Here is a 24,849-nt window from a genome sequence, read left to right as displayed (position 1 = left end):
CCGGTCAGACGGCGGCGATGGCGTCCTCGGGGAGGATCGGCAGGCGGCCGACCGGCATGCCGGTGGCGGCGCGGACGGCGGCGGCCACCGCCGCGGGCGCGACCACCGCGGGCACCGCGCTGACCGCCTTGGCGCCGAAGGTGGCGACCACGTCGCGCTCCTCGACCAGCGCGGCGATCCGGATGTCGGGCGTGTCGAGCGCGGTCGGCAGCCGGTAGCCGGAGAGCGAGGCGTTGACGGGCCGGCCGCCCTCGGTGCGCAGGTTCTCCATCAGGGCGAGGCCGACGCCCTGGGCGACGGCGCCCTCGATGCGGTCCTCGATCTGGCGGGGGTTCAGGGCGCGGCCGACGTCCTGCGCGACGGTGACGTCCACCACCCGGACGGCGCCGAGTTCGATGTCCACGTCGACGACGGCCCGCATCGCGCAGAAGGCGATGGAGACGAAGGCGTCGCCCTGCCCGTTCTCGTCGAGCGGCTCGGTGGGGTGCGGGCGGCACTGGGCGGTGGCCCAGAGCTCCTTGCCCTCCAGCGCCTCGGCGACCGGCATGCCGAGCACGCCGTCGTAGGAGGTGATCTTGCCGTCGGCGATCGAGAGCAGCTCGACGGACATGCCGAAGTTGGCCGCGATCGGCTGCAGCAGCTGGTGGCGGACCATCAGCGCGGCCTTCTCGACGGCCCCGCCGGACACCCAGGTGTGCCGGCCGCGGGCGGAGGGGCCGGCGGCGGCCTGGTCGCTGTCGACGGGGGCGACGTACACCTCGGAGACGCCGAGGACGCTCTGCACGATCTGCCGGGCGAGGGTGGCGAAGCCCTGGCCGGCGTCGACGGCGGCGCAGATGACGGTGGCGTGGTCGCCGCTGACCCGCACCGTCGCGGTGGAGACCTCGTCCTCGCCCTCGGCACCGAGCATGTGCACCATGCCGACGGCGTAGCCGATGCCGCGGCGGACGGCCGCCGGGTCTCCGGCGCCGCCGGGCCCGCCGGGGAGCAGCCAGTCGGCCTCCGGGTCGTCGACCGGGAGGGCGGGCAGCGGGAGTTCGGTGACCGCGTCGAGCAGCGCCTCGACCGGGGCCGGGCAGGTGACGGCCTGGCCGGTGGGCAGCGGGTCGCCGGTGGCCATGGCGTTGCGGCGGCGGATCTCCAGCGGGTCGATGCCGATCTGCTTGGCCAGCTGGTCGAGCTGGGACTCGTAGGCGAAGCAGGTCTGCAGGGCGCCCTCGCCCCGCATCCGGCCGGCCGGCGGGTTGTTGGTGCGCACCGCCCAGGCGTCGACGAAGACGTTGGGGCAGGTGTACGGGCCGACGGAGAAGGCGGTGGCGGCCGCGAGCGTCTCGGCGGAGACGTCGGCGTAGGCGCCGCCGTCGAGCAGGATCTGCGCCTCGACCTTGACCAGCTTGCCCTCGGCGTCGGCGTGGTGGCGGTAGCGCAGCAGCGCGGGGTGCCGGGAGGTGTGGGTGTGGAAGGACTCCTCGCGGGTGAGGGTCATCTTCACCGGCCGGCCGGTGCGCAGGGCCAGCAGGGCGAGCAGCACCTGGAAGGAGAGCGCCTCGCGGTCGGTGGCGGCGCCGGGGACGCCGGTGACGACGGTGCGCACCCGGTCGGGGTCGAGGCCGAGGCAGGCGGCGGTGCGGTCGCGGTCGCCGTGCGGGTCGGTGGTGGAGAGGTGGAGCTCGACGCCGCCGTCGGGGCGGGGCACGGCGAGGCCGGCCTCGGCGCCGATCGGGGCCGGGTCCTGCCGGCCGACCTGGTAGAGGCCCTCGACGACGAACTCGCCGACGGCCTCCGGGTCGCCGGTGCGCAGCGGGAGGTGCCGGAAGAGGTTGCCGTCGGGGTGCAGCGGCGGGGCGTTGAAGGCGGCCTCGGGGTCGGTGACGGCCTCCAGCGGCTCGTACTCGACGGCGACGAGGGAGGCGGCCAGCCGGGCGGTGTCCGGGGTCTCGGCGGCGACGGCGGCGATCGGCTCGCCGTGGTGCCGGACGACCTCGGAGGCGAGGACCGGGCGGTCGCCGGGGGCCGGGCAGGAGGCCAGGTCGGTGGCGGTGACGACGGCGTGCACGCCGGGCAGGGCGAGCGCGGCGGAGGTGTCGACGGAGACGATCCGGGCGTGGGCGTGCGGCGAGCGCAGCACGGCGCCCCAGAGCAGTCCCTCGGCCCACAGGTCGGAGGCGTAGGGGTAGATGCCGAGCGCCTTGGGGAGGGCGTCGGTGCGCAGCGGGGAGCTGCCGAGGCCGAACGGTTCCGGCGCCGGGGTGTCCTGCTCGGTGGGCGCGGTCATGCGTTCTCGTCCTCGGGGAGCCTGATGCCGTGGGCGGGGGTGGTGCCGTCGTAGCCGGCCGGGCCGGCGTGGCCCGGGTGGCCGTGGCCGGCGGCGGTGTCGTAGCCGGCGGCGGGTTCGTAGACCGGGCTGTCGTAGCCGACCGGGCCGACGTAGACCTGGCCGGTGTCGTAGCCGCCCTCGTAGACGGGGGCGCCGTCGTAGTGGGCCTGCTCCGGCAGCGGGGTGCCGTGCGGCGGGGTGGCGCCGTAGGGGGCGGTCTCGTAGGAGGTGCCGTGCGCGGGCGTCGGGATGTACGGGGTGCCGTGTGCGGGCGTGCTGTCGTGGGCCGGTCCGTCGTGGGCGATGCCGTGGGCGGGGGTGGCCTCGTAGAGCCCGGTGTCGTACGGGGCGGCCTCGTAGCCGGGGGCCTGGGCGGGCGCCGGGACGTAGCCGAGGTAGCCCTCGGCGGGCTGCGGCGGCTGGTAGTAGCCGGTGTCGTAGCCCCCGTCCGGGGCCTGGGCGGGGGGCTGCTCCGCGGCCGGGGGCCGGTGGGCGGCGGCGTACTGGTCGGCCTCGACCCAGAGCTCGGAGTCGGCGTAGAGCGGGAGTTCGCCGGCGAGCGGGAGGTCGGCGGCGGACTGCTGGCCGGCCGCGGGGGCGGGCGTGCCGGCGGTGTCCCCGTCGGCGGGGGCGGTCGCGGCGGCGGGGCCGGCCTGTTCGGCGGCGGCCTCGGCGGCGGCGAGGTCGGCCTCCAGCTCGGCCTCACGGGCCTGGGCGACGGTCTGCACGGCGGCGAGCACGCCGCGGTAGCCGGTGCAGCGGCAGAGGTTGCCGCACAGGGCCTGGCGGGCCTCGACGTCGGTGGGGCGGTGGTTGCGCTGCAGCAGGTCGTGGACGGCCATGGCGAGGCCGGGGGTGCAGTAGCCGCACTGGACGGCGCCGGACTCGGCGAGTGCCTGCTGGACGTCGCTGGCGGTGCCCGCGCCGGAGAGGCCCTCGACGGTGGCGATCTCGCTGTCGGCGGCGAGCGCCGCGGGCACCAGGCAGCCGGCGACCAGCTGGCCGTCGACCTGGACGGTGCAGGCTCCGCACTCGCCCTGCTCGCAGCCGTCCTTGGCGCCGGCCAGGCCGAGCCGCTCGCGGAGCACGTAGAGCAGGCTCTCGCCGATCCAGGCGTCGTTGACCGGCCGTTCGAAGCCGTTGACCCGCAGCGTGTACGAGGCGCAGGGGCGCACGTCGCCGAGGCCGTTGAGTTCGTCCGTCACTTCAGCGCCCTTCCCAGTGCCCGGCGGGCCAGCACCGCCACGGTACGCCGCTGGCGGACGAGGGTGGCCGCCACCCCCTCGCCGGCGCCCTCCAGGGCGGCGTCGGGGATGCAGGCGGCGGCGACGTACTCGCCGAAGGCGGCGAGTGCGGCGGGGTCGATGGGCTGGGCGCCGTCCTCGCCGCGGACGTCCCAGTCGATGCAGCCGGCGACCCAGGCCTCGGCCTCGTGCGGGCGCAGCGGCACGGGGGCGACGGCGCCGACGGCGCAGCGCACGGCGCGCCGGGCGGGGTCGAGGACGAGGGCGACGGAGGCTGCGGCGCGGGCGGGGCCGCTGCGACCGCCGGCCTTGAGGAAGACCTGGGGGGCGTGCAGCAGCGGGACGCGGACCCAGGTGAGGAGCTCGCCGGGGCGCAGCGGGTCCAGGCCGGTGAGCAGGTGGGTGACGGGGACGTCGCGGGTGGCGCCGGAGCGGGCGAGGGTGGCGGTGGCCTCCAGCGCGGCGAGCACGGGCAGGGTGTCGCCGGCGGCCGCGGCGGTGGCGATGTTGCCGCCGAGGGTGCCGACGTTGCGGACCTGCGGGGGGCCGGCGGTGCGGGCGGCGTCGGCGAGGGCGGGGATGAGGGCGGCGAAGTCGGGGCGGTCCATCCGGGCGTGGGTGAGTCCGGCGCCGAGCACGGCGGTGCCGCCGTCCTCGTAGCGCCAGCCGCGCAGCTCGGTGATCCGGCCGAGGCCGATCAGTGCGGCGGGGCGCAGCCGGCCCGCGTTGACCGCCTCCATGAGGTCGGTCGCGCCGGCCACCGGGACGGCTCCCGGGGTCGCGGCCAGCGCGTCGACGGCCTCGTCGACCGAGGCCGGCAGCATGATCGTCCGGTTCACCAGGATTCCACCGTGCTCCACTTGCTCATCAACTGCCCTGCCCTCCCCACCGGCAGTGCGGCCTGGCCCGTAGGGTACGGGCGATCGGGCCGGGTTGGGCAACTCTGGCACACAATCCCGGGTGATCACTTGCCGGGTGACCGAGCGGTAAGGGCAATACCGGACGAATCAGGCCACAAAACGCAGCGAACCGGAAGGCCTTCGCCCGGATGTTCATCGGATATTGACCTGACGCGGCAGCAGGTCGGGCGGGGTCTCCCGGGTGCGGACACCCCCGCGCACACGATTGACGCGCGCGGGGGCGCGGCGGCGTCAGGGGCCCTCGGCGGGCCGTCCGGCGACCCCGGGGCGGCGCTGCCAGGGCTGCGGCCCGCCGGGCGGCCGGTACTCGACCCCGAGGGCGTCCAGGCGCGGGTAGTGGGCGGCCATCCGGCGCTCGAAGTCGGCCCAGTCCCGCTCGGCCGGGTCGCGCGGCAGGTCGGACCAGGCGACCTCGGCGAACGCGGCGAGCCGCGGGAAGGCCCGGTAGTCGACGTCCCGGGCGCTCGTCATGAACTCGGTCCACAGGTTGGCCTGGGTGCCGATCACCCGGGCGGCCGCGGCGCCGTCCAGCTCCGGCGGGACGGGCTCGAAGCGGTAGACGTCCTCCAGGGTGCGGACGTAGCCGACCGGGATCGGCTCGTCCTCGCCCGGGGCCTGCCGGTGGTCCAGGTAGACGTGCTGCTCGGGGCACATCACCACGTCGTGGCCGGCCCGGGCGGCCGCGATGCCGCCCTCGTAGCCGCGCCAGGAGGAGACGGCGGCGCCGGGCGCGAGACCGCCCTCCAGGATCTCGTCCCAGCCGATCAGGCGGCGGCCGCGGTCGGCGAGCCAGCGGTCGAAGTGGCGGATGAACCAGCTCTGCAGCCCGTCCTCGCCGTCCACCCCGAGCTCGGCGATCCGGGCCTGCGCGGCGGGGCTGGCCCGCCACTGGTCCTTGGGGCACTCGTCGCCGCCGAGGTGGACGAACTCGGACGGGAAGACCTCCAGGACCTCCTCCAGCACCTCCTCGAAGAACCGCAGGGTGGCGTCGGAGACGTTCAGCACGTTGGGGTTGATCCCCCAGTCCGTCCAGACGCCGAGCGCCGAGGTGTCCACCGCGTCGGTGTTGCCGAGCTCGGGGTACGCGGCGATCGCGGCCTGGGAGTGGCCGGGCAGGTCGATCTCCGGCACCACGGTGATGTGCCGCTCGGCGGCGTACGCGACGATCTCGCGCAGGTCGTCCTGGGTGTAGTGACCGCCGTGCGGGCGGTCGTCGCGACGGCCGGCGGAGCGGTAGCCGACCATGGACCGCTCCCGCCAGCCGCCGACCCCGGTGAGCCGCGGGTGCCGCCGGATCTCGATCCGCCAGCCCTGGTCGTCGGTGAGGTGCAGGTGCAGGACGTTCAGCTTGTGCGCCGCCATCAGGTCGAGGAAGCGCAGGACGTCGGCCTTGGGCAGGAAGTGCCGGGCGACGTCCAGCAGCACGCCGCGCCAGCCGAACCGGGGGGCGTCCTCGATCTGCACCGAGGGCAGCACCCAGTCGGCGCCGGGCAGCGGGGCACGGCGGTAGATCCGTGGGTCGAACAGCTGGCGCAGCGTCTGCGCGGCATGGAACAGGCCGGGGCCGGCGCCGCCGCGCAGGGCGGCGCCGTACTCGTGCACCGACAGCGCGTACGCCTCGGGGCCGCCCGACGCGAGCAGCTCAGGGTCGGTCCGCAGGGTGATCGTCTGCCGCAGCAGGCGGCCCTGCTCCGGGGTGCAGGCGTCGAGGGCGAAGCCGGTCGCGGCGGAGAGCTCGGCGCGCAGCCACCGGGCGACGGACTGCGCCGCCGGGTCGTCGGCGGCGATCCTGGTCCCGGGGTGCAGCCGGAAGCTCCAGGGGCCGGGCGCCCCGTCGTCGGCCTTCAGGTGCCGTGGGGCGGGGATGAGGTCCATACGGGCCATCCTGCCCCGCCGCCCGGCAGTGGTACAGACCACTGCCGGACCGGCCCCGTACTACTTGTCGTCGCCGCCGCCGTCGCCGCCCTGGCCGAGACCCTCGAAGATCTCCTTGCACATCGGGCAGACCGGGTACTTCTTCGGGTCGCGGCCCGGGACCCACACCTTGCCGCAGAGCGCCACCACGGGGGACCCGGAAAGGGCGCTCTCCATGATCTTGTCCTTCTGGACGTAGTGCGCGAAGCGCTCGTGGTCGCCGTCCCCGTGGGACACCTGGGGAACGGGCTCGACCAGGGTGCCGGTGCCGAGTCCGCGCTCGGGCTCAAGAGTGCTCATGGGTGCCAAGTCTATGGGCGCCGCTCCGAAGCGGGCCAGTAGCGCACCGGACGCCGGGGGCGGCCGCCGGGCTCAGTTCATGGTCGGATCGTCCGGGTAGGTGGCGAGCATCGCCAGCGGGCCGCGCTGGCGGCGCAGCACCGACCGCCAGAGCCGCTCGGGCTCGGGGCTGGAGACGTCACCCGGCTCGCAGTCGACGAGGTACCAGGCGCCCTCGGCGATCTCCGCCTCCAGTTGCCCGGGCGACCAGCCGGAGTAGCCGGCGAACACCCGCATCGCACCGAGCTCGCCGGCCAGCACCTCGGGCGGCGCCTCCAGGTCGACCAGGCCGATCGCGCCGTGCACCCGCCGCCAGCCGATCGGCTCCCCGTGGCCGGGCTCGCCGGGCACCACCGCGATGGCGAGCGCCGAGTCCAGGGCCACCGGGCCGCCCTGGAAGACGACGGCGGGCTGGCCGGTCAGGTCGGCCCAGCCGTCCAGGACGGTGGAGACCTCCACCGGGGTGGGCCGGTTCAGCACCACCCCGAGCGCGCCCTGGTCGTCGTGGTCGAGCAGCAGCACCACCGCTCGCGCGAAGTTCGGGTCGGTGAGCACGGGCGTCGCGACGAGCAGTCGGCCGGTGTGGGAGAGGGCCGCGGTCATGTCCACATGATCCCGCAGGACGGGCCGGGAGGGGCGCCCAACACGAAACCTCCTCGCCCCGTCCCCGCAGGCCCGCGGGTCGCGTCCGCACCACCCGGACGGCCCTGCGCACGGGGCGCCGAAGAGCCGCCGCAGCCCCTCCGGAGCATGATCACCAAAGGGGCACACGGGAACCAATCGCCCACCCTCTACCATCTATGGATGGTGGAAGGGCTTTCGCCGACGGTGGAAGGACCTTCCACTCGCGTTTCCCCCTGCCCCGCAGCCGAAAAAACCCCCTGCGCACCCCGGATTGCGAGAACGATGACCGACGACCTCCTGCTGGTCCACGGCGGTAACCCGCTCGAAGGCGAGATCCAGATCCGCGGTGCCAAGAACCTGGTGCCTAAGGCCATGGTCGCCGCACTGCTCGGCCAGGGCCCCAGCCGGCTGCGCAACGTGCCGGACATCCGCGACGTCAAGGTCGTCCGGGGTCTGCTGCAGCTGCACGGCGTGACCGTCCGCACCGGCGACGAGGACGGCGAGCTGATCCTCGACCCCTCGCACGTCGAGAGCGCCAACGTCGCCGACATCGACGCGCACGCCGGCTCCTCGCGCATCCCGATCCTGTTCTGCGGCCCGCTGCTGCACCGGCTCGGCCATGCGTTCATCCCGGGCCTGGGCGGCTGCGACATCGGCGGCCGGCCGGTCGACTTCCACTTCGAGGTGCTGCGCCAGTTCGGCGCCACCATCGAGAAGCACCCGCAGGGCACCTACCTGGTCGCCCCGCAGCGCCTGCACGGCACCAAGATCGAGCTGCCCTACCCCTCGGTCGGCGCGACCGAGCAGGTGCTGCTGACCGCGGTGCTCGCCGAGGGCGTCACCGAGCTGCGCAACGCGGCCGTCGAGCCGGAGATCGTCGACCTCATCTGCGTGCTGCAGAAGATGGGCGCGATCATCTCGATGGGCACCGACCGCACCATCCTGATCACCGGTGTGGACGAGCTGGGCGGCTACAACCACAAGGCGCTGCCGGACCGCCTGGAGGCGGCGTCCTGGGCGTGCGCCGCGCTGGCCACCAAGGGCGACATCTACGTCCGCGGGGCCCGCCAGATCGAGATGATGACCTTCCTGAACACCTTCCGGAAGGTCGGCGGCGCCTTCGAGGTCGACGACGAGGGCATCCGCTTCTGGCACCCCGGCGGCGAGCTCAAGGCGATCGCCCTGGAGACCGACGTCCACCCCGGCTTCCAGACGGACTGGCAGCAGCCGCTGGTCGTCGCGCTGACCCAGGCCAACGGCCTGTCCATCGTCCACGAGACGGTGTACGAGTCGCGGCTCGGCTTCACCGGCGCGCTGAACCAGATGGGCGCGCACATCCAGCTCTACCGCGAGTGCCTCGGCGGCACCCCCTGCCGCTTCGGCGCCCGCAACTTCCGGCACTCCGCGGTCGTCTCCGGCCCGTCCAAGCTGATCGGCTCCGAGCTGGTCATCCCGGACCTGCGCGGCGGCTTCTCGTACCTGATCGCGGCGCTGGCGGCCGAGGGCACCTCGACCGTGCACGGCATCGACCTGATCAACCGCGGCTACGAGAACTTCATGTCCAAGCTGCGGGACCTCGGCGCCCACGTCGAGCTCCCCGCCGAGCAGCCGGTGACCGTCTGACGGGCTGCCCACGGGCGCACGAACGCCGATGGCCGGCCTCCCCGAGGGGGAGGCCGGCCATCGCGTTGTCCGGGCTGTTGCCGGGGCTCAGGCGCCCTTGGCGGCTTCCTTCAGCTTGGAACCGGCGCTGACCTTGGCGCTGTAGCCGGCCGGGATCTGGATCGGGTCGCCGGTCTGCGGGTTGCGGGCGGTGCGCGCGGCGCGGTGGGTCCGCTCGAAGGTCAGGAAGCCGGGGATGGTGACCTTCTCGTCACCCTTGGCGACGACCTCACCGACGACCTCGGCGAAGGCGGCCAGCACGGCGTCGGCGTCCTTGCGGGTCACCTCGGCGCGCTCGGCCAGCGCGGCCACCAGCTCACTGCGGTTCATGTGTACTCCTGTGGTCTGTTGCTTGCGGTGTGCGGGGGCCCCATCGGTCGCCCCCTCCGGGGGAACCCGGATGGGCCGCTGGTCCGCACACTGGTGCTCGTTCAGGCGAGGGGTGGTCAGGGGCCGGGCTCCGGCCCCGGAGCGCCGCAAACCGCCCGCCCGGGTACGAATCCTGCCCCGACCGGCACTGAGAAAGCCAATCGGCCACCGGCGGTGTTGACCCGAACCGAGCCCGCCCGGCGGAGGTGTGACGCTCCGTCGGCTCCGGAGGACCGGAGCGGGCGGCGGTCGGGACGACACGCCGGAAACCCGGGAGGGACGTTCCGTACTTGTCGGACACGCCACCCCCGTGCAGGGCTACCGTACGCCCTGGCACCGACAAGCCCAAACACGCCCCTTCCCCTTGTGTCGCAAGGGGAAGGGGCCGGTCCGGCGCCCGGCGCGTTGTTCGCACACCTGAGCGGTCAAGAACGACACTCCGGTCAGATGCCGACAACCGGGAAGGAGGAGGTGTCGAGGGTGCCCACGATGCCCGCGGTCGGCCGCACCGGAACGGCCTCCTGGCCCTCCCGCGCGGCCATCGCGACCTCGCGCACCGCGGCGGCGACGGTCTTCGCGACGTCCGGGTGGAAGACGCTCGGGATGATGTAGTTGGCGTTGAGCTGGTCGTCCGCGACCGTGGTGGCCAGCGCCCGGGCGGCGGCGATCATCATCGGGGTGTCCACCGTCCGGCTCTGCGCGTCCAGCAGGCCGCGGAAGACGCCCGGGAAGACCAGCACGTTGTTGATCTGGTTGGGGAAGTCGCTGCGGCCGGTGGCGACCACCGCGGCGGTCTGCCGGGCCACTGCCGGGTCGACCTCCGGGTCCGGATTGGCCAGCGCGAAGACGATCGCGTCCTCGGCCATGGTGGCCAGGTCGTCGCCGTCCAGCACGTTCGGTGCCGAGACGCCGATGAACACGTCGGCGCCGGCCACCGCCTCCTTGAGGCTGCCCGTGCGGCCGGAACGGTTGGTGTGCTCGGCGATCCAGCGCAGGTTGTCGTTGAGGTCCTCGCGGCCGAGGTGGACGACGCCGTGCACGTCCGCCACCGTGGCGTGCTCCACGCCCGCGGCCAGCAGCAGCTTGAGGATCGCGGTGCCCGCCGCGCCGGCGCCGGACATCACCACCCGGATGTCGGACATCCCCTTGCCGACCACCTTCAGCGCGTTGGTCAGCGCCGCGAGGACGACGATGGCGGTGCCGTGCTGGTCGTCGTGGAAGACCGGGATGTCCAGGGCCTCGCGCAGCCGGGCCTCGATCTCGAAGCAGCGCGGCGCGGAGATGTCCTCCAGGTTGATGCCGGCGAAGCCGGGAGCGATCGCCTTCACGATCGCGACGATCTCGTCCGCGTCCTGGGTGTCCAGGCAGATCGGCCAGGCGTCGATGCCGGCGAAGCGCTTGAAGAGGGCCGCCTTGCCCTCCATGACGGGCAGCGCGGCCTTCGGGCCGATGTTGCCCAGACCCAGCACCGCGGAGCCGTCGGTGACCACCGCGACGCTGTTGCGCTTGATGGTGAGGCGGCGGGCGTCCTCGGGGTTCTCGGCGATCGCCATGCAGACCCGGGCGACACCCGGGGTGTAGATCATCGAGAGGTCGTCGCGGTTGCGGATCGGCAGCTTCGAGGACATCTCGATCTTGCCGCCGAGGTGCATCAGGAAGGTCCGGTCCGAGACCTTGCCGATGCTGACGCCGTCGATCGTCCGCAGCTTCTCGACGATCTCCTCGCCGTGGGCCACCGACGCGGCGGCGACCGTCACGTCGATGCGCAGCGACTCCAGGCCGGAGGCGGTGACGTCGAGACCGGTGACCGAACCCCCGGAGGACTCGACGGCCGTGGTGATCGCACTGACGGCGTTGCCCCGCGCCGGGACCTCCAGCCGCACCGTGATCGAGTTGGAGACACTTGGCACCGTCGCCATCGACGTCCTTCTTCCGTCCGCTCTTGAGGGCTATCCGATCTCGATCGTCGCACTTACCGGTCGGTAGCCAGAAATTAAGTTCATTGAGTGTGCAGAACCCACAAACGGCACGGCCCCACCGCACTGGGCCGGTCGTGTGCTCCGCCGAAAATCTCCCGCCACGGCCTTGGCGTCCCGAGCCGATGCGTTACATTGGACGGGACACCGGCTCGATCCAAGCCCCCGGGCCCAACCTTCGTCGCTTCGAGCGACCACTTGCCGCGAGGCGAGCATGGCGGGTCGGTGTCATTGACATGAGAAGGCCCCCACCTCCGGGTGGGGGCCTTCGTCGTACCGCGGCCGCAGGTGCTGCGGTGCCGGCGTTCCGCGTGGCCGGCCGGGCGTACCCGGCCGGCCCCCGCGTCAGCCGCGCAGCAGGGCGGGCACGCCGTCGGCGTCCGGCAGATCGTCCGGGCCGGAGAGCACGGTGAGCCGCTGGGTGGCCCGGGTGAGCGCCACGTACAGCACCCGCAGGCCCGCCTCCGACTCCCCCGCGATGCCGGTCGGATCGGCCACCACCGTCGCGTCGTACTCCAGGCCCTTGGCCTCCAGACTGCCCAGCGCCACCACGCGGTCGCCCAGGCCCTTCGCCCAGCCGGCCGCCTCCTCCCGGCGGTCCATCGGCACCACGACCGCCACGGTGCCGTCCACCTCGCCCAGCAGCCGTTCCAGCTCCGCCCGGGCGGCCCGGCCGAAGGCCTCCGCCCCGGCGTCCCGGACGGCCGCGAACCGCGGCTCCACGCCCGTCGAGCGCACCGCGCTCGGCGACGGCGTGCCCGGCGCCGCCAGCGCCAGCACCTTCGCCGCCACCTCGGCGATCTCGGCCGGGTTGCGGTAGTTCACGGTCAGCGTGTGGCGGCGGCGCGGCTTGCCGGACAGCACCTCGTCCATGGCGGACTGCGCCTCCTGCGGGAACGGCCAGGAGGACTGCGCCGGGTCGCCGACGATCGTCCAGGTCGCCATCCGGGCCCGGCGGCCGATCATCCGCCACTGCATCGGGGTGAGGTCCTGCGCCTCGTCCACGATCACGTGCGCGTACTCGGTCCGCTCCACCGGGACGCGCTCGCGCCGGGCGTAGGAGCGTTCCGCGTAGGTGGTGACCTCGTCCAGTCCGGAGAGCATGTCGACGGCGTCCACCTCGCGCACCTTCGGCCGGGCCGGCTCGCCGAGCAGCACCTGCAGCTCGTCCACCAGCGCCACGTCGTGCGCCGACAGCCCGCCCTCGCCGCGGGCGTCCAGGTGCCGCCAGGAGGCCGCCAGCAGCCGGGCCTCCTCCGGGGTCACCGCGCGCCGGGCGATCCGGTTGGTGTGCCGCGGGTGGCGCAGGGTCGCCAGCACCCGGCGCGGGGTCACCGGCGCCCACCAGGCGTCCAGGAAGTCCAGGAACGCCGCCTCGTCCGAGACGTACTCGTCGAAGGCCTCCCGCTCGTCCTGGCGCTGCTCCCGCTCGAAGTGGTTGGCCGGCTTCGGCAGGTGCCGGGTGACGTCCTGCCACAGGGCGTCCAGCAGCAGCCTGCGGGCCCGCGGACGCAGCAGGTTGAGCGGCGTGCCGCCACCGCCGACGACGGTCGCGCGCAGCGCCTTCAGACGACCGGCGTCCAGCCGCAGCGCCTCGCCGCGGGCGAACACCCGCAGCTCGGTCGGCGCGTCCAGCTCCAGGGCCGCCCGGGCCGCCCGGCGCAGCAGCTGGACCATCCGGGCCGAACCCTTGATCCGGGCCGTCTCCGGGGTGTCGTAGCGCTCCGCCTCGATGCCGTCGACCAGGCTGCCGACCGCCCTGATCGCCACCTGCCCCTCCTCGCCGAGCGAGGGCAGCACGCCCTCGGTGTACGAGACCAGCAGCGGGGTGGGGCTGACCACCAGGATGCCGCCCGCGTAGCGGCGGCGGTCCTGGTAGAGCAGGAAGGCGGCCCGGTGCAGGGCGACGGCGGTCTTGCCGGTGCCGGGGCCGCCGGTCACCAGGGTGGCGCCGGCCGCGGCGGCCCGGATGACCTCGTCCTGCTCCTTCTGGATCGACGAGACGATGTCGCGCATGGTGTGGCTGCGGGCTCGGCCCAGCGAGGCCATCAGCGCGCCGTCGCCGACCACGGCGAGCTCCCGGCCGTCCAGCGTGGGGGTCAGGTCGGGGCGCAGCAGGTCGTCTTCGACGCCGATCACCTTGCGGCCCCGGGAGCGGATCACCCGGCGGCGGATCACCCGGCCCGGCTCCAGCGGGGTGGACCGGTAGAACGGCGCCGCGGCCGGCGCCCGCCAGTCGATCACCAGCGGACCGTACTCGGCGTCGAGCACGCCGAGGCGGCCGATGTGCAGGGTCTCCGCGACGGCCGGGTCTGCCGGGTCCATCGGGGTCTGCGAGGGGATGCCGTGCTCCTCGGGCGCATCGGCCTGCTGGAGGTCGATCCGGCCGAACAGGAAGTCCTCGAACTCGCTGTTCAGGCGCTGCAGGTGCGCACCGGCCCGGTAGACCTGGGCGTCGCGCTCGGCGAGCGCGCCGGGGGTGCCGACCTGCACACGCTTGGCGGCGTCCTCGAGGATGTACTCGGCCTCGGCGAGCTTCTCCTCCAGGCGCCGGTAGACGGTGTCGAGGTGGCTCTGCTCCTCGGCGATCTCGCGGTCGCGGACGGAGTCGGTGGTCTCTGGTGTGGTGTGCATGGGCCTCGGGGGGTACGGCGCGGGCGGGAGCGGCGGACGGAAGATCCTACTCCTTGCCGCCCGCCTCCGACCGCCGGGACCACCCCGGTGCACCATGACAGCGGCGCGTGGGGGCACCTCCCGGCCGAAGACTGGGGGGAGAACTGCGCAGTCAGGATGCGGCCGACTCTGCGGACCGGGGAGTCGGAGTCAGGGGCGCGGGGAACTGCGCGGTCCGGGGCGGGGCATCCTTACACACCAGGGCGTGCCCGTGGTCCGTAGGATGACCGCCCCCACACTGCGCAGTTCCCCGCGCCCCTGACTTCGCTAGCCCCGGACTGCGCAGTTCTCCCCCGGGCTTCGGCCGGAGGTGCCCCCGCGCGCCGCTGAGGTACCCGCGTTCTATGCGTCGCCGTACTTGGTGCCGGGGTCGGCGACGGGGTCGACGGCGAGGCGGTAGCCGCGTTTGACGACGGTGGCGATCAGGCGGGGCGTGCCGAGGGCCGCGCGCAGGCGCGCCATCGCGGTCTCCACCGCGTGCTCGTCGTCCCCGCTGCCCGGCAGCGCCCGCAGCAGTTCGCTCCGCGGCACCACCCACCCCGGCCGCCGTGCGAGCGCCCGCAGCAGCGCCATCCCGGCCGGCGGTACCGGCCGCAGGTCGCCGTCGACGAGGGCGGCCTGGCCGCGCAGTTCGAGGGTGTGTCCGGCGACGGCGAGTCGGCGGGCCCGGTCGGGGAGCCGGGCGGTGAGGGTCTGCACCATGGCGCCGAGCCGCATCCGTTCGGGCCAGACGGTGGCGATGTCGAGTTCCTCCAGCGGGGCGGCGGTGACCGGGCCCACGCAGACCGGCAGGACGTCGCGCCGCAGGGCGTGCAGCAGCTCGGCGGTCTGGCCGCGTTCGGCGGCGCGGTCGAGCAGGCCGAGGGCGGCGGGGGCGGAGGTGAAGGTGACGGCGTCGAGGGAGCCGTTGCAGGTGGCGTCGAGGAGGCGGTCGACGGGGCCGAGGTCGAGCGGCGGCAGCCAGCGGTAGACGGGGACCTCGACGACCTCGGCGCCGGCGGCCACGAGCGAGTCGACGAAGTCGCGCAGCGGGGCTCCGTGCAGCTGGACGGCGATCCGGCGGCCGTCGACGCCCTGGTCGAGCAGCCGTTCCAGCACCTCGACGGAGGACTCCGACTCGGCGGACCAGGCCTCGCGCAGTCCGGCGGCGCGGATGGCGCCCTTGGCCTTGGGGCCTCGGGCGAGCACGGTGGCCTTGCCGAGGCCGTGGACGAGGTCGTCGAACAGGCCCCAGCCCTCGGCGGCCTCGATCCAGCCGCGGAAGCCGATGCCGGTGGTGGCGACGGCGATGTCCGGCGGGTCGGCGATCAGGGCGCGGGTGGCGGCGAGGAGTTCGGTGTCGTCGGCGAGCGGGACGATCCGCAGGGCGGGCGCGCGCAGCACGGTGGCACCGCGGCGCTGGAGGAGGGCGGCGAGCTCGTCGGCGCGGCGGGCGGCGGTGATGCCGATGGTGTAGCCGGCCAGGGGCGGGGCGGTGTCCTGCGACGGTACGAGGGCGGCGGTCGCGCCCGCTGTGCGGTCGGCCATGGGCTGACGTCCTTCGTGGAGCGCCCCGGGGCTGTCGGCGGGCCTCGGGGGCGTGCCGCTCGCTTCGGTCCCTGCGGGGCCGTGGCGGACGGCGGGTGGGTGGGTGGACGGTCATCGTCCCGTCCCGGGGTGTCACCGCCGGGTCGGTCCGATTTCAGGGTTGTTTCGCAGGTGAGGGCCGGTCCGCGGGTGCGGACCGGCCCTCGGGGGCGATCAGACGCGGGCGAGCGCCGGGGCCGGGGTGTCGGCGGGGGCGGCGCTCGGGCGGCGCAGGTAGACCGCCCAGGTGAGGGCGAAGCAGACCGCGTACGCGGCGAGGAAGGAGACGAAGGCGGGGGTGCCGCTCTTGGTGGTGAGGAAGGACTGGCGGAAGGCGAGGTTGATGAACAGGCCGCCGAGGGCGCCGACCGCGCCGATCACGCCGATCGCGGCGCCGGACATCCGGCGGGACCAGGCGGCCGCGCCCTCCGGGGTGTCACCGGCGGCGATCCGGTCCTGGCCCTTGGCCTCGAAGATGCCGGGGATCATCTTGTAGGTGGAGCCGTTGCCGATGCCGGCGAAGACGAAGAGCGCGATGAAGCCGACGAGGAAGACCGGCAGCGACTTGATCGAGGAGGCGTAGGTCACCACCGAGGCGGCGGCGGCCATCGCGACGAAGTTCCAGAAGGTGATCCGGGAGCCGCCCCAGCGGTCGGCCAGCCAGCCGCCGACCGGGCGGATCACCGAGCCGAGAAGCGGGCCGATGAAGGTGAGCTGGGCGGCCTGCAGCGGGGTCCGGCCGAACTGGTTCTGCAGGACGAGGCCGAAGGCGAAGGAGAAGCCGATGAAGGAGCCGAAGGTGCCGATGTAGAGCACCGACATCAGCCAGGTGTGCTTCTCCTTGAGGATGGCCTTGAAGGTGCCGGTGTCGTTGCTGAGCTGGGCCAGGTTGTCCATGAACAGGGCCGAGCAGAGCGCGGCGACGGCGATCAGCGGGATGTAGATGCCGAGCGCCAGGCGGGGCGAGGTGGCGCCGGCCCAGGTGATCACGCCGAGGCCGATCAGCTGGATGACGGGCACGCCGATGTTGCCGCCGCCGGCGTTGAGGCCGAGCGCCCAGCCCTTCTTCCGGAGCGGGAAGAAGGCGTTGATGTTGGTCATGGAGGAGGCGAAGTTGCCGCCGCCCACGCCGGTGAGGGCCGCGACCACCATGAAGGTGGTGTAGGAGGTGCCGGGGTGCATCACATACGCCGCGGCGATGCTCGGGACGAGGAGCAGCAGCGCGGAGACGATCGTCCAGTTCCGGCCGCCGAAGCGGGCGACCGCGAAGGTGTAGGGGATCCGGACGAAGGACCCGACCAGGGTGGGCATGGCCACCAGGAAGAATTTGCCGGCCGGGTCGATGCCGTAGCCCTTGCCCATGAAGAGGACCATGACCGACCACAGGCTCCAGATGGAGAAGCCGATGTGCTCGGAGAACACCGAGAAGATCAGGTTCCGGTTGGCCGTTTTACGGCCGGTGCGCTCCCAGAATTCGGTGTCCTCGGGCCGCCATTCCTGGATCCAGCGGCCGCCTGTTCTGCGCTGGGCTGTTTCGCTCATCGGTCTCCCCTTGCATGCCGGTGCCTGCCCTGCCCGTGCTGTCATCGATGACGCTAGGAGCCCATGGTTTCGGGATCGTTGTGGTCTGTGAAGCCTGCGGAACCGTCCTCTCACTCGCCGCCAGCGGCCGGTGTGAGGCCCCGGAGACACACGAAGGCCGCCCTCCGGAGCGGAGGACGGCCTGGGTGCACATGGGATGGTGGAGATGCCGGGAATCGAACCCGGGTCCGATGGAGTGGATTCAGGACTTCTCCGAGCGCAGTCCGCTGTGCTTTTCTCGGCCCCGGCAGTCACGCGGACAAGCCGCCGACGGGCCCAGCTGCTGTTTGGTTTCCCCTCCGCCCCCGCAGCCGGGGCGGACGGTTGAGTTCCCTAGATTATGCCAGGGTCCGGGTCGGGAACTCCCCGGTCTGACACCCTATTCGCTCGCTGATCAGGCAGCGAGAGCGAACTGCGGGGTATCGCGCTTGGTGTTGGCGATTATTTTTTTGCGACACGTGGTTAACGAGATCATTGCCGCGTTCCTCGGCTCGCTTCTCCTGTTTCGACTACCACCGTCGAAACCGATCATCCCCATGTTGATTTGACAAACAGCTCCGGTGGGCGAGCCCTCCGGCGGTGTGAGTGCCATGGTACGCGGTCGGCCCCCGGAGGGTCCAGCGCATTACCGGGCGGCGGGGCGCGGGCCCCTCGGCGGGGGTCAGACCGCGCGCTGCTTGCGGCGGGCCGCGGCGATGGCGCGGTCCGACTCACGGCGGTCCTGCTGCTCGCGCAGGGTCTGCCGCTTGTCGTACAGCTTCTTTCCGACCGCCAGGGCGATCTCCAGCTTGACCCGTCCGTCCTTGAAGTACAGGGAGAGCGGGACGAGTGTGTGGCCGGTCTCCTTCACCTTCGACTCCAGCTTGCGGATCTCCAGCTTGTGCAGCAGCAGCTTGCGCTTGCGCTTCGCCGAGTGGTTCGTCCAGGTGCCCTGCGTGTACTCCGGGATGAACAGGTTGTCGACCCAGGCCTCATGCCCCTGGATGTAGGCGTACCCGTCGACGATGTTCGCCCGGCCCTCGCGGAGGGACTTCACCTCGGTACCGGTCAGCACCATGCCGCACTCGTAGGTGTCGAGGATGGTGTACTCGTGCCGCGCCCGCTTGTTCTGCGCGATGACCTTGTTGCCCTTTTCCTTTGCCATAGCGCCGACATTCTCGCACCTCGGCGCGGTCGGGGGCAGCCCTTTTGCGCGGGGGCGGCGGGCGCGCCGCGGCGGCGGGCCGTCCGCGCCGTGGCGGCCCGGTGCGGTCAGCGGCGCGCACCCAGGCCCGCGAGGACGTGCAGGGCGAGGTCCGCGGCTCCCCCGGGGCCGGCCGCGACGTCGGGCTGCAGACCGGCGCCGTCGGGCGAGCGGCCCTCGGGCGTGTAGTAGCGGCCCACGGTGAGCTCCAGCACGCCGCCGTCCGCCAGCCGGCTGGGCTGCTGCACGGTGCCCTTGCCGAAGGTCCTGGCCCCGACCAGGACGGCCCGGCAGCGGTCCTGCAGGGCGCCGGCGAGCAGTTCGGCGGCGCTCATCGTCCCGGCGTCCACCAGCACCACCAGCGGGGTGGCGGTGTCCCCGCCGGGGGCCGCCGTGAGCTCGCGCCGCACCCCGCGGGACTCGTAGGAGGCGACCGGCCCGCCGTCCAGGAAGACCGAGGCGGTGGCGACGGCCTCGTCGACCAGGCCGCCGGAGCTGCCGCGCAGGTCCAGCACGACCGCCCGGGCCCCCTGCGCCGCGATCCGGACCTGCTCGGCCACGCCGCTGGTGAAGGCGCGTACCGCGATCCGTGTCACGCCGTCCGGCAGCCGCTCGACGCCGACCTCCTGGGCGGCCAGTAAGGCCCGCCCGAGCACCACCTCGCGTGGGGCGGCGGAGCCGCGCGAGACGGTGACCGCCACCGTGCGGGCCTTCGGGACGCCGGCGCTGCCGCGCAGCCGGGCGACCACCTCCGTCACCGGCAGGCCGTCGGCCCGGGCGCCGTCGACGGCGACCAGCCGGTCCCCGGGGACGATGCCGGCCCGGGCGGCCGGGCCGCCGGGCTGCACGGCGGAGACGGCGGTCGAGCCGTCCCTGCTGCGGTCCACCGAGAGCCCCACGCCGAGGTAGCGGCCGCGGACGAGGTCCGCGTACTGGTCCGGGCTCAGGTAGGCGGCCCAGCGGTCGCCGCTCGCGTCGACCAGGGCCTCGGCCTGCTGCGGGCTGAGGTCGGCACCGGTGACGTCCCGTCCGGCGGCGAGCTGCTCGGCCGCGTCCATCGAGGGCGGCAGCGGCACCGTCAGCGGCTCGCCCCAGGCGCCGCTCGCGGCACCGGCCATCAGGACGACACCGAAGACCAGGGTGAGCGTGGCTCCCTGGCGTACCCGGCGCGGACTTCCCGACATGCGACGGAGTCTAGGCGGCGCGGCCCCGACGGGGCGACGGAACGCCCCGGTACGACGGAGGCGGCCCCGGACGGCGCAGTGCCGTCCGGGGCCGCCCGGGACCTCGCGGGTCAGACCTTGAGGTACTTGCGCAGGGTGAAGAAGGCCGCGATGCCGGCCATCACCATGCCGACCACGACCAGCAGCGGAATCACCGTCAGGACCGAGGACAGGCCGATGAACTGGATGAACAGCACCCGCTTCGCCAGCCAGTGCTGGACGAAGAAGTGGCCGAGCAGCAGCAGGCCGGAGGCCATCACGGCGCCGAGCAGGGCGGACACCGCGGCCTCCGCGATGAACGGCATCTGCACGTAGAAGTTCGAGGCACCGACCAGGCGCATGATGCCGGTCTCGCGCCGTCGGCTGAAGGCCGACACCCGGACGGTGTTGACGATCAGCAGCAGGGCCACGAAGAGCATCAGCACCATGATGACGAAGGCGGCGGTCTGCAGACCGTTCAGCAGGCCGAAGAGGTTCTCCAGGATCCGGCGCTGGTCGTCGACCGACTTCACGCCGGGCTTGCCGGCGAAGGCGCTCTGGATGACGTCGTACTTCGTCGGGTCGCTGAGCTTGACCCGCCACGACTGCGGCATCGCCTCCGGACCGACCGCCGCGAGCAGCGGGTTGTCCGGGTTCGAATCCTTCCAGTGCTTGTAGGCCTCGGTGGGGGTCTCCAGGGTGGCCTTCTCCACCAGCGGAGTCATCTTGTCGAGAGCGGCCTTGACGCTGTTCACCTGGTCGTCGGTGGCCGCGCCGCTGGCGCACTGCGCCGAGGCCGCCGCGTCGAACTTGGTGCAGAACGAGATGCTGACCTCGACCTTGTCGTACCAGTAGCCCTTCATCGAGTTGACCTGGTCGCGGACCAGGAGGCTGCCACCGGCGAGGGCGAGCGAGAGCGCGACACTGACGATGACCGCGATGGTCATCGTCAGGTTGCGGCGGAGGCCGATGCCGATCTCCGAGAGGACGAACTGGATGCGCATGATTCTCTCAATCCAGGGTCGGTGCAGGCGGGGCGGTCAGGCGTGACGACGGGCGGCTAGTTCTGGTAGCCGTACACGCCGCGGGCCTGGTCGCGGACCAGCAGCCCCTTGTCGAGTTCGATCACGCGCTTGCGCATCTGGTCGACGATGGCCTGGTCGTGCGTGGCCATCAGCACCGTGGTACCGGTGCGGTTGATCCGGTCGAGGAGCTTCATGATGCCGACCGAGTTCTGCGGGTCGAGGTTTCCCGTGGGCTCGTCCGCGATCAGCAGCATCGGGCGGTTGACGAAGGCCCGGGCGATCGCCACGCGCTGCTGCTCACCACCGGAGAGCTCGCCGGGCATCCGGTCCTCCTTGCCGCCGAGGCCGACCAGGTCGAGCACCTCGGGCACCACCTTGGCGATGGCGCTGCGCGGCTTGCCGATGACCTCCAGGGCGAAGCCGACGTTCTGCGCCACCGTCTTGTTCGGCAGCAGGCGGAAGTCCTGGAAAATCGTGCCCAGCTGGCGCCGCATGTGCGGCACCTTCCAGTTGGACAGCTTGCCGAGGTCCTTGCCCAGCACGTGCACGGCACCGGTGCTGGGGCGCTCCTCACGCAGGCAGAGCCGGAGGAAGGTCGACTTCCCCGAGCCGGACGAGCCGACCAGGAAGACGAACTCGCCCTTCTCGATCTCCAGCGAGACGTTGTCCAGGGCAGGACGGTTCTGCTTGGGATAGGTCTTGGAGACGTTGTCGAATCTGATCACGGCTGCATCACGGAGGCCATCCTAGGTGGGCCCGCCCACGCCCCGGACCGGGAGCGGCGGTCGAAGCGGCATCCTCCCCGACCGCTCCAGGTCTGGGACCATACGCGAACCGCGGCCCGACCCGCAGTCCCGGGTCGGGTACTGACCGCTGATTCGTCGGAGATTGTTCCTGTCTGTCCCGAATTGGAAGGCGGGATTTGTGCGCGCTATCTCACAATCGCACCGGGGAACGCCCCCGCTGCGGGGGCCGAGCGCCCGCGAACCTGGCACAGTGGAGAGACGGACGGAACCATCGGCCCGTCCGGTGCGTTTGCAGTGACAGCAAGGAGGAGATCGCATGACCTGCGACCATCTGGTGTGCGCCAACTGCAACGGCCGCGTGAGCGAGGGCCGGTGCCCGGTGTGCCGCGCCAACCGTGCCCGCATGCAGGAGCAGCAGGGTCCCTTCGCCGCACTGACCCCGGCGACCCTGCTGGCCCTGATCGCGGCACTGTTCGCGGTGGCCCTGATCGCCCGGCAGGCGCTGGCCTGAGACCAGGAACGCCCGAAGGCCCCCGGAGCCGAAGCTCCGGGGGCCTTCTTCGTCTGTCTGGAATCAGCCGGCGCTCTCGCGCCGCGATCAGCTCGCGGTCTCGCGCTGCAAGCGCCGGCGGATGCCGGCCTCGATGCTGTGCCGGACGTTCACCTCGCCCGGCATCCGCACCCGATCAGCTCGCGGTCTCGCGCTGCTTGCGCCAGCGGATGCCGGCCTCGATGAAGCCGTCGATGTCGCCGTCCAGGACGGACTGCGGGTTGCCGACCTCGTGCTCGGTGCGCAGGTCCTTGACCATCTGGTACGGGTGCAGGACGTAGGAGCGCATCTGGTTGCCCCAGGAGCTGCCGCTGTCCTTGAGCGCGTCCATCGCGGCCTTCTCCTCCTGGCGGCGCCGCTCCAGCAGCTTGGCCTGGAGGACGTTCATCGCCGAGGCCTTGTTCTGGATCTGCGAGCGCTCGTTCTGGCAGGAGACCACGATGCCGGTCGGCAGGTGGGTGATACGCACCGCGGAGTCGGTGGTGTTGACGCCCTGGCCGCCGGGGCCGGAGGCGCGGTACACGTCGATGCGCAGGTCGCCCTCGTCGATGTCGACGTGGTCGGACTGCTCGACGACCGGGAGGACCTCGACGCCGGCGAAGGAGGTCTGCCGACGGCCCTGGTTGTCGAACGGCGAGATGCGCACCAGGCGGTGGGTGCCCTGCTCGACGGAGAGGGTGCCGTAGGCGTAGGGGGCCTTGACGGTGAAGGTCGCGGACTTGATGCCGGCCTCTTCGGCGTACGAGGTGTCGTAGACCTCGGTCGGGTAGCCGTGCCGCTCGGCCCAGCGCAGGTACATGCGCATCAGCTGCTCGGCGAAGTCGGCGGCGTCGACGCCGCCGGCCTCGGCACGGATGTTGACCAGGGCCTCGCGGGCGTCGTACTCGCCGGACAGGAGGGTGCGGACCTCGAGCTCCTCGACGGCCTTCTTGACCGACTCCAGCTCGGTCTCGGCCTCGGCGCGCGTGTCCGCGTCGTCCTCGTCCTCGGCCAGCTCGAACAGGACGGCGAGGTCGTCGACCCGGCCGCGCAGGGTCTCGAACTTGCGCAGCTCGCCCTGGAGGAAGGAGAGCCGGCTGGTGACCTTCTGTGCGTTGGCGACGTCGTCCCAGAGGGTCGGGGCGGCTGCCTCCTCCTCCAGGGTCGCGATGTCGGCCCGGATCTTGTCCAGGTCGAGGACGGCCTCGATCGACCCCATGGTCGTCTCGAGGTTCTTGAGCTCTTCGGAAGGATCGACGGCTGCCACGCCCTCAAGCGTAATGGTTCGCGGAGACCGTTCGGCTACACCGGGGGGCCGGGGGCGGCCGAGGGCCCGTGGTACAGGGCGTGCGCGGCCCCCGCGGCGGGCGGTTCGGCGGCGAAGGCGCTGTACGCGGCGGCGGCGCCGGCCAGCAGCAGCACGGTGGCGATCAGCACCGCGAGCATCCGGCGGCGGCGCACCAGCCGGCGGCGCCGGTGGCTGGTGGCGGGGGCGGCGGAGCGCTGGGCGCGGGACTCGGCGGCGTAGGAGGCGAGCTCCTGCGGGGAGGGCCGGCGCAGGCTGGTGTGGGTGTCCCGGGTGGAGTCCGGCGAGGGGGCGGGGACGAGCGGCACGGCGGGGCCGCGCCGGCGCCGGTGGGTGCCCGTCCCGGCGTCGACCTCGGCGTACACGGCCTCGCCCGGGGTGGGCACGTCCTCGACCGGGCCGCGCTGGGCGGGGACGGCGAGCGGCGGCAGGCCCGCCAGGACGGGCAGCTGCTCGCGCAGCCGGGAGGCGAGCTCGGCGGCGCGCAGCCGGGACGCCGGGGCCTTGGCGAGGCACTCGGAGATGATCCGCCACAGTCCGTCCGGCATGCCGGGGACGGGCGGGACGCTCTCGGTGACGTGGCGGCGCAGCACGGCGCCGGTGTGGCCGCCGCCGAAGGGGGTGAAGCCGGCCAGCAGCTCGTACAGCACGGTGGCGAGGGCGTAGATGTCGACGGCGGCGCGCGGCTCCAGGCCCTCGATGATCTCGGGGGCGAGGTAGTCGGGGGTGCCGATGATCCGGGTGGCGCGGGTGCGGCGGGGGGCGTCGACCAGGCGGGCGATGCCGAAGTCGGTGAGCTTGGCCCGGGGTGCGCCGCCGGGGCCGGGCGGGGCGGCGAGGTCGAGCAGCACGTTCTCGGGCTTGACGTCGCGGTGCACGATGCCGGCGGCGTGCGCGGCGGCCAGGCCGTCGGCGACGTCGGCGATCACCGAGGCGGCGGCGAGCGGGGAGAGCACGCCCTCGCGCTCCAGGCGGGTGCGCAGGTCGGTGCCCCGGACGAGGTCCATGACCAGGGCGAGGTCGCTGCCGTCCACGACCATGTCGTGCACGCCGACCACCCGGGGGTGGTCGAGGCTGGTGAGGGCGGCGCGCTCCTGGACGAAGCGGCCGACCAGGACCTGGTCGGAGGCCAGGTCCTCGCGCAGCAACTTGACGGCCACCGGCCCGTCCGGGCCCTCGCCCAACCAGACGGTGCCGGCGGAACCCCGGCCGATCACCTGGTGGACGGTGTAGCGGCTGCCGATCTTGCGTGCCAATGCTGCTCCGTGGGCTCGGTAGGTCGGTGCTCGACGACCAACCTACGCGCCCGGGGGCCCTCCGGGGGGCGCCGAAGGGCCGTCGGGGACGGTCGAATCACGGAAAATTCGTGAATTGTCGACAAAGCGCCAAAATCGCCCCCTGACGGACCGTCGGCTCACTGCCCGCCGTTCAACCCGCTGATCCAGTCGCTCACGCTGCCGAACCAGCCCTTGACGTGCTCCCAGTACACCGGCAGGTCGGTGAAGTTCCACAGCGCCACCGCGGCGACGGCCAGGATCAGCAGCACCATCAGGCAGCCCTTGAGGCAGCCGAGGCCCGGGATGTACATCCGGTTGCGGCTGCGCGGCCGCGGCTCCCGGCGCGGGGCGGGCTCGCGGCGCTGCGGCGCGGGCGGCTCGGTGCGCCGCTGCGGG

19 protein-coding genes, 1 other RNA gene and 1 pseudogene are annotated in these 24,849 nt (G+C 73.1%); 2 read left to right on the top strand and 19 right to left on the bottom strand.

Going from position 1 to position 24,849, the window contains the following annotated elements; genetic code table 11:
• Positions 1–4: 4 nt before the first annotated feature.
• The 6 genes from KSNIM_RS23660 to KSNIM_RS23635 form a co-directional block, all read right to left on the bottom strand.
• Complete coding sequence (locus tag KSNIM_RS23660; RefSeq protein ID WP_263105162.1) at positions 5–2,275, bottom strand: xanthine dehydrogenase family protein molybdopterin-binding subunit; 2,271 nt, start codon at positions 2,273–2,275, stop codon at positions 5–7.
• On the bottom strand, positions 2,272–3,522 hold the full coding sequence (locus tag KSNIM_RS39450; protein ID WP_411543762.1) for a 2Fe-2S iron-sulfur cluster-binding protein: 1,251 nt from the start codon (positions 3,520–3,522) through the stop codon (positions 2,272–2,274). Before KSNIM_RS39450 ends, KSNIM_RS23660 begins: the two co-directional genes overlap by 4 nt.
• A complete protein-coding gene (locus KSNIM_RS23650) occupies positions 3,519–4,385 on the bottom strand; it encodes an FAD binding domain-containing protein (RefSeq protein ID WP_263108077.1) in 867 nt (288 codons plus the stop codon). Before KSNIM_RS23650 ends, KSNIM_RS39450 begins: the two co-directional genes overlap by 4 nt.
• Before the next feature lie 327 nt (positions 4,386–4,712).
• On the bottom strand, positions 4,713–6,356 hold the full coding sequence (locus KSNIM_RS23645) for a beta-N-acetylhexosaminidase (protein WP_263105161.1): 1,644 nt from the start codon (positions 6,354–6,356) through the stop codon (positions 4,713–4,715).
• Positions 6,357–6,416: 60 nt separating this feature from the next.
• Positions 6,417–6,695, bottom strand: coding sequence for a DUF3039 domain-containing protein (locus tag KSNIM_RS23640; RefSeq protein ID WP_030271953.1), 279 nt, complete (start codon positions 6,693–6,695; stop codon positions 6,417–6,419).
• A gap of 72 nt (positions 6,696–6,767) precedes the next feature.
• Entirely contained in the window at positions 6,768–7,337 is a 570-nt protein-coding gene (locus KSNIM_RS23635; protein ID WP_263105160.1) for a YqgE/AlgH family protein, read from the bottom strand.
• Between the two features lie 303 nt (positions 7,338–7,640).
• Between KSNIM_RS23635 and murA the strand changes: the two genes are divergently transcribed.
• Entirely contained in the window at positions 7,641–8,981 is a 1,341-nt protein-coding gene (gene murA, locus KSNIM_RS23630; protein WP_263105159.1) for a UDP-N-acetylglucosamine 1-carboxyvinyltransferase, read from the top strand.
• 87 nt (positions 8,982–9,068) lie between these two features.
• On the opposite strand, the gene KSNIM_RS23625 is transcribed toward murA, so the two are convergent.
• From KSNIM_RS23625 to ftsE, 10 genes are all read right to left on the bottom strand, one after another.
• On the bottom strand, positions 9,069–9,350 hold the full coding sequence (locus KSNIM_RS23625) for an HU family DNA-binding protein (RefSeq protein ID WP_030271959.1): 282 nt from the start codon (positions 9,348–9,350) through the stop codon (positions 9,069–9,071).
• A 482-nt stretch (positions 9,351–9,832) separates the two neighbouring features.
• The gene (locus KSNIM_RS23620) at positions 9,833–11,308 is read right to left on the bottom strand and encodes an NAD-dependent malic enzyme (protein WP_263105158.1); all 1,476 of its coding nucleotides are present in this window, start codon (positions 11,306–11,308) and stop codon (positions 9,833–9,835) included.
• 402 nt (positions 11,309–11,710) lie between these two features.
• Positions 11,711–13,999, bottom strand: a complete 2,289-nt coding sequence (locus tag KSNIM_RS23615) for a HelD family protein (protein WP_263105157.1) — start codon at positions 13,997–13,999, stop codon at positions 11,711–11,713.
• A gap of 381 nt (positions 14,000–14,380) precedes the next feature.
• Entirely contained in the window at positions 14,381–15,565 is a 1,185-nt protein-coding gene (locus KSNIM_RS23610; protein WP_263105156.1) for a uroporphyrinogen-III synthase, read from the bottom strand.
• Between the two features lie 213 nt (positions 15,566–15,778).
• Positions 15,779–17,146: a nitrate/nitrite transporter gene (locus tag KSNIM_RS23605; RefSeq protein WP_263105155.1), complete on the bottom strand. Its 1,368-nt coding sequence runs from the start codon at positions 17,144–17,146 to the stop codon at positions 15,779–15,781.
• A 197-nt stretch (positions 17,147–17,343) separates the two neighbouring features.
• Positions 17,344–17,721, bottom strand: a transfer-messenger RNA (tmRNA) gene (gene ssrA / locus KSNIM_RS23600).
• A 125-nt stretch (positions 17,722–17,846) separates the two neighbouring features.
• A complete protein-coding gene (smpB, locus tag KSNIM_RS23595) occupies positions 17,847–18,329 on the bottom strand; it encodes an SsrA-binding protein SmpB (RefSeq protein WP_263105154.1) in 483 nt (160 codons plus the stop codon).
• A gap of 107 nt (positions 18,330–18,436) precedes the next feature.
• Positions 18,437–19,552 carry a S41 family peptidase gene (locus tag KSNIM_RS23590; RefSeq protein ID WP_263105153.1) on the bottom strand — a complete coding sequence of 372 codons (1,116 nt, stop codon included), beginning with the start codon at positions 19,550–19,552 and terminating at the stop codon, positions 18,437–18,439.
• 110 nt (positions 19,553–19,662) lie between these two features.
• Complete coding sequence (ftsX, locus tag KSNIM_RS23585) at positions 19,663–20,574, bottom strand: permease-like cell division protein FtsX (protein ID WP_263105152.1); 912 nt, start codon at positions 20,572–20,574, stop codon at positions 19,663–19,665.
• 56 nt (positions 20,575–20,630) lie between these two features.
• On the bottom strand, positions 20,631–21,320 hold the full coding sequence (ftsE, locus tag KSNIM_RS23580) for a cell division ATP-binding protein FtsE (RefSeq protein WP_095874650.1): 690 nt from the start codon (positions 21,318–21,320) through the stop codon (positions 20,631–20,633).
• A 337-nt stretch (positions 21,321–21,657) separates the two neighbouring features.
• Between ftsE and KSNIM_RS23575 the strand changes: the two genes are divergently transcribed.
• Positions 21,658–21,852 carry a hypothetical protein gene (locus KSNIM_RS23575; protein ID WP_263105151.1) on the top strand — a complete coding sequence of 65 codons (195 nt, stop codon included), beginning with the start codon at positions 21,658–21,660 and terminating at the stop codon, positions 21,850–21,852.
• 175 nt (positions 21,853–22,027) lie between these two features.
• Here KSNIM_RS23575 and prfB read toward each other — a convergent pair whose 3' ends face one another.
• From prfB to KSNIM_RS23560, 3 genes and pseudogenes are all read right to left on the bottom strand, one after another.
• Complete coding sequence (gene prfB, locus KSNIM_RS23570) at positions 22,028–23,137, bottom strand: peptide chain release factor 2 (protein WP_263105150.1); 1,110 nt, start codon at positions 23,135–23,137, stop codon at positions 22,028–22,030.
• A gap of 35 nt (positions 23,138–23,172) precedes the next feature.
• Positions 23,173–24,432 (bottom strand): serine/threonine-protein kinase, encoded by a 1,260-nt coding sequence (locus KSNIM_RS23565; RefSeq protein ID WP_263105149.1) that lies wholly within the window; start codon positions 24,430–24,432, stop codon positions 23,173–23,175.
• 158 nt (positions 24,433–24,590) lie between these two features.
• A pseudogene (locus KSNIM_RS23560) lies at positions 24,591–24,849 on the bottom strand (serine/threonine protein kinase); the annotation flags it as partial.

This window comes from Kitasatospora sp. DSM 101779 (genome assembly GCF_025655475.1).
Classification (GTDB): Bacteria; Actinomycetota; Actinomycetes; order Streptomycetales; family Streptomycetaceae; genus Kitasatospora.
The sequence above is the reverse complement of the archived record's forward strand: the minus strand, read 5'-3'. Positions and strand labels throughout refer to the sequence as shown.